Here is a 9,082-nt window from a genome sequence, read left to right on the forward strand (position 1 = left end):
AGGCAGATTTTTCTGAACTAACTATAACAGACATCAAAGCCTACCTTACTTTTCCGACAGATAGATAATTAGCCGCCGATTTGAGACATTGTGCGGCTGTAATTTCCTTGAGTAGTTCCCGAATCCCGCTGCTTGAAATTAATCTCCGGTTTAATATTCAATATCTGCTGCACTCGATCGCGCAATTCGCCTGTAGACACCCCATTCCGTAAAGCAGTTTTTAAGTCAATTTGCCCCGTTTCGTTCAGCAGACAAGGCCGCAGCCACCCGTCAGCAGACAAACGCATCCGGTTGCAGCGATCGCAAAAACACTCGGACATTTGGCTGATAAATCCTAAAGTGCCTTTCGCCCCCGGAATTTGAAACACATCCGCCGGCCCGTTACCGCGCACTCCCGACTCGGCTAACCCGTATTTGTCGCTAATTTGTTGCCGCAATTCGGCCGATGCTACCCAACCCTTATCGCCAAATAACTCCCCATTGCCGATCGGCATAAACTCAATAAAACGAACGTGCCAATTCCGGTTAATAGTTAATGCAGCCAAATCCAATATTTCGCTGTCATTCACACCGGGAATTACCACAACATTCAGTTTTAGCGGGTCGAATCCTGCTTGATAAGCCGCTTGAATTCCCTCCCAAACCTGCGTCCATCGCGATCGTCCCCGACTGCCAATTATCTTATCAAAAGTCTCCGGTTCCAGCGAATCCAAACTAATATTAATCCGGCGCAAACCAGCATTGTAGAGATTTTCCGCCATAGACGCCAGCAAAAAGCCATTGGTTGTCATTGACAAATCTCGCGTTTGGGGCATAGAGGCGATCGACCTCACCAAATCCACCACCCCAGGGCGCAGCAGCGGTTCCCCACCCGTCAACCGAAACTTAGTAAATCCCACGGGTATAAAAACTTCCCGCAGCAGAGTTAGCAATTCCGAGTGAGTTAACAACTGCTGCTGCAATACATAGTCCAACTCGCTACCTTCCGGCATACAGTAGAGACAGCGGAAGTTGCAGCGGTCTATTAAACTAATCCGAAGGTAGTCTACGGCATTCATGTCAATAACTTGTAACATTATTTAATTATAAATGCTGACTCGATTTTCTGCAATTATTGATAGAGAGCAATAAACCTGCATCAATTTCTTTTCACCTTCCCCCTCCTCTCTTACTCTGCGCCCTCTGCGCCCTCTGCGGTTAATAAAAAAAATCTCATTCCCAACTCAAATAAACTTGCTAAATATATGTTCTTTGAATTTGAAGCTGATTTTGTGGAAGCTCTGCGCTGTATCCCCATGCAGGTACGTCTCAAGTTAGATACTTGCGGCATTAAATTAAAGTTGCAGGATTGGAATCATTTTAACCAAGCAGAACGGCAAACTCTTGTAGAGTTACCTTGCTTGACAAAAGCAGAAATTATTGACTACCGAGAACAGCTAAATCAAATATTAATTCAACAGACAGGCAAACCGGGAACGGATTTGGCGGTTGATGAAAATCCCCCCTGGATGGATGCTGCAACTGTACCCGAGTCGGTTTCTGCAAAAGCGCAAGAGCTCGGCTTCACAATTACTTTGGGACAGTGGGCGAGTTTGCAGCCGCTACAGCGATTTGCTTTGATTAAGCTTAGTCGATCGAGCCACGAGAATAAAAATTTCATCCCAGCGGTTAAAGAGTTTGGCATTATTGAATAATATCTAATTTCTACTCGTTACCGGGCGAGGCAGAGCCTCTGGATATCGGTTCCCAGGCAGAGCCTAGGAACCAGTAATAATCCCAGGCAAAAAGTTCGTAGTGAGGACTGAATTCCTTATTAACACTTATACTTCAAGCAATAAGGCGAGCAGTACACACCTGTTTAAATTCAATTAAAGCAATTAATATCAATCGTCGTAGCGACAATCCCAATCAGACAAATTTGTCTCCTCCTCCAGCATAAAATCACTGGATTCTTGTAACAATCCTACATTACCGTTTTCGTCTCGCCGGCACAACTCCCAATTTACAATAAAATAGTCACAAGCGGTAAACTCAACATAACGACCGGGTTCACCAGGTTTTTGCCCGTCAAGCCAAATAGTAACTGCTGCATTAGGTTCCCGCCGCCATCCTTCTTCCTCATCTAATTCGTAGTTTTCTTGATAAACTTTGAGTTTGCTGGCATCATATTCAATGCGAGCACAATCTAACGCATAAAGACAAGATTGAATCAACTTCATATCCAGCATCACCACTCCTCCATTTTTTATGAGTCAATTACAAGTACAAGCACATCGTTACTCGTTAGCAGGCTCTGCCTGGTAACGCAGATGCTTTGGCTCTGCCTCTAATTTACTTTTGGCAGCAGTCCTCCGATAAACATTGCTCCACCCCTCCCTAATTGATATTCTAGGTTGAGAGGGCGGCTTAAGATATCTGAGAGATTGACCGATCGAGGATCGTCGAACTCCGACACGAGTAAACTTTTCTAGGGCGCAGAGGCCAAGAAGAGATAGTTACCTCATCAATTCGCCCGATCGTCCTCTGTCCCCATCTCACTAAGTGAGGCTTCCTTAGTGAGAAACAGGAGAACAATGTGTAAAAAAGTGCGGTCTGGCGGTATGAGAGGTAGGGTGAGGTCGATCGGACATTTAACGGGTTGAGGTTTCCGAAGCGCCAGACACCAAATTTCGGAAATATGATTAATTTTATTTTAAGTATTGTTACCGCAGCGTGGTATTATTTTTCTGAGTTTGCAAAGCACTCGCCTGCTACCTGCATTAGTTTCTGAGCTTCGTGAACACGCAAAACACACCCACCGAACCCACACTAGCAAACGAGGATATTCCTCAAGCTGGTACAGTCTCAACAGTCTCGACAGTCTCGTCCGAGACAAGCAATCCCATGCAAGACTTTTATCGCCTCCAACAAGAGTTGTTGGCGTACACCCTTGCTTTTACGGCGATTATTTTTATCTCCGTTTGGATTTTTTACTCGCTCAATATTGCCCTAAATTATTTGCTTGGGGCGAGCACAGGTGTGGTTTACTTAAAGATGTTGGCTAGAGACGTTGAACGAATCGGCAGCCAAAATCAGCGCATCAGCAAGACAAGGCTCGGTGTGTTTTTCGCGGTGATGATAGTAGGAACACAGTGGAATCAGCTACAGATTTTACCGATATTTTTGGGATTTCTGACTTACAAAGCTGCGCTGATGGTTTACGTGATCCGAAGTGCATTAGCACTAGACTACAGGTAGGTCAGGCAATTCGAGCAAAACTCAACTCATCGATTTGTATGGGGAAGCCCGTTGAATGGCAATGCTTGACGTTCTAAACACCTTTAATCGTTTCCCCCTCGCCAAATTGGAAGTTGGCCAGCAGTTGTACTGGCAACTGGGCAATCTGAAAGTGCACGGGCAGGTTTTTCTAACCTCGTGGTTTGTAATTGCCGTTTTAGTCGTAGTTTCGATTTTAGGAACCAGCAAAATCCAGCGAATTCCCAGCGGAATGCAAAATTTTATGGAGTATGCGCTGGAATTTATTCGGGACTTGGCTAAAAACCAAATTGGGGAAAAAGAATATCGCCCTTGGGTACCGTTTATTGGTACATTATTTCTGTTCATCTTTGTGTCAAACTGGTCAGGCGCTCTAATTCCTTGGAAGCTAATTAAGCTGCCATCAGGTGAATTGGGAGCTCCTACCGCTGACATCAACACCACGGTAGCATTTGCACTGCTGACTTCTCTAGCATATTTTTATGCAGGTCTCAGCAAAAGCGGCTTGGGGTATTTCGCCCACTATGTTGAACCGGTGCCTTTCATGCTGCCGTTCAAAATCATAGAAGATTTTACTAAGCCTCTGTCCCTGAGTTTCCGTTTGTTTGGCAACATTCTTGCTGACGAATTGGTGGTCGGAGTGCTAGTGTTGCTAGTGCCTTTATTTGTTCCTCTGCCAGTAATGGTTCTGGGACTATTTACCAGTGCAATTCAAGCTTTGATTTTTGCAACCTTAGCCGCAGCCTACATTGGTGAAGCTTTAGAAGGCGGTCACGGCGAAGAACACCACGATTAATTAACGAAAAACGAGGAAGAATGAGGGAGGAAAAAATAAATTTCTGAACTTAAACTTTCTGGCGTAAAATCGGACAATACTGTAGACTTTCGGCTCTCAATTTTGTACTTTAGATAAGGAAAATCATCATGAACCCAACAGTTGCTGCCGCTTCCGTAATTGCCGCCGCTTTGGCAGTAGGTTTAGCTGCAATCGGCCCTGGCATTGGTCAAGGAAATGCAGCAGGTCAGGCTGTAGAAGGGATTGCCCGTCAGCCGGAAGCAGAAGGTAAAATTCGCGGCACCTTGCTGTTGAGTTTGGCGTTCATGGAAGCGCTCACAATTTACGGTTTGGTCGTAGCCCTAGTGCTGCTGTTTGCCAACCCCTTCGCATAATAATTTGAAATTTTAGATTTGAGGTTTTGGCGATTCTAATCCAAAATCTCAAATCTAAAATCGATTAAGCGAATTAGATGGAAGCCGTCAAAAAATCATGATGCACTGGACAGTATTACTAGCAGTTGAAGAAGCGGCTAAGGAAGGGGGACTGTTTGATATAGATGCTACGCTGCCTCTGATGGCGGTGCAGTTTTTAATTCTAGTCGCAGTCTTGAATGTAATTTTTTACAAGCCGCTGAGCAAGTCAATTGACGATCGCGCCGATTACATTCGCAACACTCAAGTCTCCGCCAAAGAACGCTTGGCAAAAGCTCAGCAACTAGCGCAGCAGTACGAGCAAAAACTGGGAGAAACTCGCAAACAGTCTCAATCAGTAATTGCTGCTGCTCAAGCTGATGCCCAAAAAATTGGGGCAGCAAAAGTAGCTGAGGCTCAACAAGAAGCTCAAGTCGCGCGAGAAAAGGCTGGGCAAGAAATAGAGCAGCAAAAGCAAGAAGCAATGCGCTCACTAGAACAACAAGTAGACGCGCTCAGCGGCCAAATTCTCGAAAAGCTATTAGGGCAGTCGCTGGCCAAATAGCGAGACCGAAGAGTTTGAGATTTTTGAGGGAATCTCAAATCTAAAATCGGTTCACCCAATCTGCACGCGCAATTATGGAAGAGTATCATGGGGACTGTTTTATTGCTAGCCACAGAAGCTAGCGGCGAAGGTGGTTTCGGTTTAAATTTCGATATTTTAGAAACCAACCTGATTAACCTGGTCATTATTATTGCAGTGCTGTTTTATTTCGGGCGCGGATTTGTAGGTAAAATCCTGACTGAAAGGCGTTCGGCCATCCAAGAGGCGATTCAAGATGCAGAAAAACGCCAAAAAGATGCAGCAGCAGCTCTAGCAGAGCAACAGCAAAAATTGACTCAAGCGCAAGCAGAAGCGGAACGAATTCGTGCCGCTGCTGAAGAAACTGCCAAGAAAGCAAAAGAAGCAATTCTAGCTCAGGCGGCGCAGGACGTTGAACGCATGAGAGCAACAGCAGGTCAAGAGTTGGAAGCGGAGCGGGAAAGAGCGATCGCCCAACTGCGATCGGCGGTTGTATCTCTGGCATTAGCAAAGGTGGAAAGCCAGCTAAAAACTAGCTTGGACGACAGCGCTCAACACCAATTAATCGATCGCAGCATTGCGTTACTGGGAGGCTAAAACGTGAGTAAAGTCAGCACAGAAGTCTTACAGCCTTACGCATCTGCCTTGATGTCACTGGCTCAGTCCAACAATCTCTCAGAGAAGTTCGGCGAAGACATTCGTTCCTTGCTGAGCCTGCTAGAAGGTTCGGAAGACTTGCGTCAATTTTTAGGCAATCCGCTGGTAAAACCGGATGCTAAAAAAGCCGTGATTCAGCAAATAGCGGGTGAAGAAATGAGCCCCTTGATGCACAGCTTTCTGAAGCTATTAGTAGACAAAGGAAGAATTCTTTTTTTAGAAGGAATTGGCAAACAATACTTGGCAAGGCTCCGAGAACTCAACCAAACAGTATTGGCTGAAGTTACATCGGCAGTGCCGCTTTCAGACGCTCAACAGCAGACTGTTCGCGAGAAAGTGCAGGCGATGACCAGCGCTCGTCAAGTAGAAATTGAAACCAAAATAGACGCAGATTTAATCGGCGGTGTGATAATCAAAGTAGGCTCTCAAGTAATTGATGCCAGCCTGCGGGGACAATTGCGGCGTCTGGGAATTCGCTTGAATTCCTGATTTAAGGAAGCAGGAAGTTCGGCAACGAGCAATGTACGGGATGTAACGGATAGAAGAAAGAAGGAAGAAAGAACAAGGGAAGAATCAAACAGGAAATAGGAATAAATTAATTTCTGTTTGCGAGTGGTTATTCTCAAAGGCTTATTACCAAATCCCAATTCTTTCTTGCCGAAAACATCGACTGAGAACTGACAACTAACAACTGACAACTGACAGATAATAACTAACATGGCAGCAATCAGACCTGACGAAATTAGCAGCATTATTCGCCAGCAAATTGAGCAGTACGACCAAGATGTAAAAGTCTCTAACGTCGGTACTGTTCTGCAAGTAGGCGACGGCATTGCCCGGATTTATGGCTTGGATAAAGCTATGTCTGGGGAATTGCTAGAATTTGCCGACGGCACCGTGGGCATTGCACTGAACCTCGAACAAGATAACGTGGGTGCAGTGTTGATGGGCCAAGGCCTCGGCATTCAAGAAGGTTCGGCAGTTACTGCTACGGGCAGAATTGCTGAAGTCCCCGTGGGTGAAGCAATGTTGGGACGGGTAGTTGATGCTTTGGCCCGTCCGATTGACGGCAAAGGAGAAATTAAAACTACTGAATCTCGCTTGATTGAATCTCCGGCACCGGGGATTGTTTCTCGCCGTTCTGTTTACGAACCGATGCAAACAGGAATTACCGCTATTGATGCGATGATTCCGGTGGGAAGAGGACAGCGGGAACTGATTATCGGTGACAGACAAACTGGTAAAACTGCGATCGCGATCGACACGATTATTAACCAAAAATCCGAAAACGTGATCTGCGTTTACGTGGCGATCGGTCAAAAAGCTTCTACAGTAGCTAACATCGTCAACGTCCTGCAAGAAAAGGGCGCGATGGACTACACGATCGTCGTAGCAGCCAACGCTAGCGACCCCGCAACCCTGCAATACTTGGCTCCCTACACAGGTGCTAGCTTAGCCGAGTATTTCATGTACAAAGGCAAGCACACTTTGGTCATTTACGATGACCTTTCCAAACAAGCACAAGCTTACCGCCAAATGTCTCTGTTGCTGCGCCGTCCTCCCGGTCGCGAAGCTTATCCGGGAGACGTGTTTTACCTGCACTCTCGCTTGCTAGAACGCGCTGCTAAATTGAGCGACGATTTGGGCGAAGGCAGCATGACTGCTTTGCCAATTATCGAAACCCAAGCTGGTGACGTTTCTGCTTACATTCCGACGAACGTAATTTCGATTACCGACGGTCAAATCTTCCTTTCTTCTGACTTGTTTAACGCTGGTTTGCGTCCGGCAGTAAACCCCGGTATTTCGGTATCGCGGGTAGGTTCGGCGGCTCAAACTAAGGCTATGAAAAAAGTAGCCGGTAAGGTGAAACTGGAATTGGCGCAGTTTGAAGAACTGGCAGCATTTTCTCAGTTTGCTTCTGACTTGGATAAAGCTACTCAGAATCAATTGTCGCGCGGTCAGCGCTTGCGGGAACTGTTGAAACAGCCCCAAAGTTCGCCTCTGCCGATGAACGAACAAGTGGCTGTAATCTATGCCGGTATTAACGGCTATATGGATGACATCCCAGTGGAAAAAGTCAGCAAGTTTACTGTTGGTTTGCGCGACTATTTGCGGACTAGCAAGCCGAAGTACGGCGAAATTGTTCAAGGCGGAAAGGCCTTGACTGATGAAGCTGAGAAGCTGCTGAAAGAAGGTATCGCAGAATACAAGCAAACTTTCTTGGTTTCTGCGTAAATCGAGTTGGAATTTTGAACCGCAGATGAACGCGGATAAACGCAGATTATCGGAAGTTCATCTGCGTTTATCTGCGTTTATTCGCGGTTTTAATTAAAAAGATGCGGGCAAGGGACTAAGGAGAAAATTATGGCAAATCTGAAAACTATTCGCGATCGCATTAAGTCGGTCAAGAACACTAAAAAGATTACAGAAGCAATGCGCTTGGTGGCCGCTGCTAAGGTGCGCCGCGCTCAAGAACAGGTGACTGCTACTCGACCTTTTGCCGATCGACTGGCAGAGGTATTATACGGTTTGGCGGAACGCTTGCAGTTTGAAAATTTGGATTTGCCGCTGCTGAAAAAACGCGAAGTGCGATCGGTGGGACTGTTGGTAGTTTCGGGCGATCGGGGTTTGTGCGGCGGCTACAACAGCAACATCATCAGATACGCCGAAAATCGCGCTAAGGAAATCAAAGCTGAAGGCTTAGACTACAAATACGTGTTGGTAGGACGCAAAGCTACTCAGTATTTCCAGCGCCGGGAACAGCCCATTGATGCGACTTACGCTAACTTGGAACAGATTCCAACAGCACCGGAAGCAGCCATGATTGCGGACGAATTGTTGTCGCTATTCCTGTCGGGAACTGTGGACAGAGTTGAGTTAATTTACACCAAGTTTGTGTCGCTAATTAGTTCGCGTCCGGTAATTCAAACTTTGCTGCCCCTCGACCCCCAAGGTTTTGAAGTGCAAGACGATGAAATCTTCCGTTTGACATCGAAAGGCGGAGAGTTTCAAGTATCGCGCGAAAAGGTTTCTGCACCTACTATGAAAAGTTTGCCCAAGGACATGATTTTCGAGCAAGATCCGGCGCAAATTCTGGAGGCTCTTTTGCCCTTGTATTTGAACAACCAATTGCTGCGGGCTTTGCAAGAGTCTGCGGCTAGCGAGTTGGCGGCGCGGATGACGGCGATGAACAATGCTAGTGAGAATGCGAGCGATTTGATTGGTAGTTTGACGCTGACTTATAATAAGGCGCGGCAAGCGGCAATTACTCAGGAAATCCTGGAAGTTTGCGGCGGTGCTGAGGCTTTGAATGGTTAGGTTAGGGTTGACAATTTGTTGATTTTATGGTATGCGTCTGGGGGAACTCAGGCGCTTTTTTTAGTGAAAATACAAAAAAAT

At 46.2% G+C, this 9,082-nt stretch carries 11 protein-coding genes; 9 read left to right on the plus strand and 2 right to left on the minus strand.

Annotated features, from left to right (window positions below; genetic code table 11):
* Positions 1-68: 68 nt before the first annotated feature.
* Positions 69-1,058 (minus strand): GTP 3',8-cyclase MoaA, encoded by a 990-nt coding sequence (moaA, locus tag ACUVJL_RS13405; RefSeq protein WP_445246307.1) that lies wholly within the window; start codon positions 1,056-1,058, stop codon positions 69-71.
* 186 nt (positions 1,059-1,244) lie between these two features.
* Between moaA and ACUVJL_RS13410 the strand changes: the two genes are divergently transcribed.
* On the plus strand, positions 1,245-1,694 hold the full coding sequence (locus tag ACUVJL_RS13410; protein ID WP_445246302.1) for a nitrate reductase associated protein: 450 nt from the start codon (positions 1,245-1,247) through the stop codon (positions 1,692-1,694).
* Positions 1,695-1,883: 189 nt separating this feature from the next.
* On the opposite strand, the gene ACUVJL_RS13415 is transcribed toward ACUVJL_RS13410, so the two are convergent.
* Entirely contained in the window at positions 1,884-2,228 is a 345-nt protein-coding gene (locus tag ACUVJL_RS13415) for a hypothetical protein (RefSeq protein ID WP_445246303.1), read from the minus strand.
* A gap of 547 nt (positions 2,229-2,775) precedes the next feature.
* On the opposite strand from ACUVJL_RS13415, the gene ACUVJL_RS13420 reads away from it, so the two are divergent.
* The 8 genes from ACUVJL_RS13420 to ACUVJL_RS13455 all read left to right on the plus strand — a co-directional run bounded on the left by ACUVJL_RS13420 (position 2,776) and on the right by ACUVJL_RS13455 (position 9,001).
* Positions 2,776-3,237 (plus strand): ATP synthase subunit I, encoded by a 462-nt coding sequence (locus ACUVJL_RS13420; protein ID WP_445246304.1) that lies wholly within the window; start codon positions 2,776-2,778, stop codon positions 3,235-3,237.
* Positions 3,238-3,292: 55 nt separating this feature from the next.
* A complete protein-coding gene (gene atpB / locus ACUVJL_RS13425; RefSeq protein WP_242717111.1) occupies positions 3,293-4,051 on the plus strand; it encodes a F0F1 ATP synthase subunit A in 759 nt (252 codons plus the stop codon).
* Positions 4,052-4,179: 128 nt separating this feature from the next.
* On the plus strand, positions 4,180-4,425 hold the full coding sequence (atpE, locus tag ACUVJL_RS13430; protein WP_006631105.1) for an ATP synthase F0 subunit C: 246 nt from the start codon (positions 4,180-4,182) through the stop codon (positions 4,423-4,425).
* A gap of 97 nt (positions 4,426-4,522) precedes the next feature.
* Positions 4,523-5,008: a F0F1 ATP synthase subunit B' gene (locus ACUVJL_RS13435; protein WP_333054530.1), complete on the plus strand. Its 486-nt coding sequence runs from the start codon at positions 4,523-4,525 to the stop codon at positions 5,006-5,008.
* 87 nt (positions 5,009-5,095) lie between these two features.
* Entirely contained in the window at positions 5,096-5,623 is a 528-nt protein-coding gene (locus ACUVJL_RS13440; protein WP_333054531.1) for a F0F1 ATP synthase subunit B, read from the plus strand.
* Positions 5,624-5,626: 3 nt separating this feature from the next.
* The gene (gene atpH / locus ACUVJL_RS13445) at positions 5,627-6,172 is read left to right on the plus strand and encodes an ATP synthase F1 subunit delta (RefSeq protein ID WP_445246305.1); all 546 of its coding nucleotides are present in this window, start codon (positions 5,627-5,629) and stop codon (positions 6,170-6,172) included.
* 228 nt (positions 6,173-6,400) lie between these two features.
* Positions 6,401-7,918 (plus strand): F0F1 ATP synthase subunit alpha, encoded by a 1,518-nt coding sequence (gene atpA, locus ACUVJL_RS13450; RefSeq protein WP_242717124.1) that lies wholly within the window; start codon positions 6,401-6,403, stop codon positions 7,916-7,918.
* Between the two features lie 129 nt (positions 7,919-8,047).
* On the plus strand, positions 8,048-9,001 hold the full coding sequence (locus tag ACUVJL_RS13455) for a F0F1 ATP synthase subunit gamma (RefSeq protein ID WP_445246306.1): 954 nt from the start codon (positions 8,048-8,050) through the stop codon (positions 8,999-9,001).
* Positions 9,002-9,082 lie beyond the last annotated feature (81 nt).

Source organism: Microcoleus sp. OTE_8_concoct_300 (genome assembly GCF_031383065.1).
Lineage (GTDB): Bacteria > Cyanobacteriota > Cyanobacteriia > Cyanobacteriales > Microcoleaceae > Microcoleus.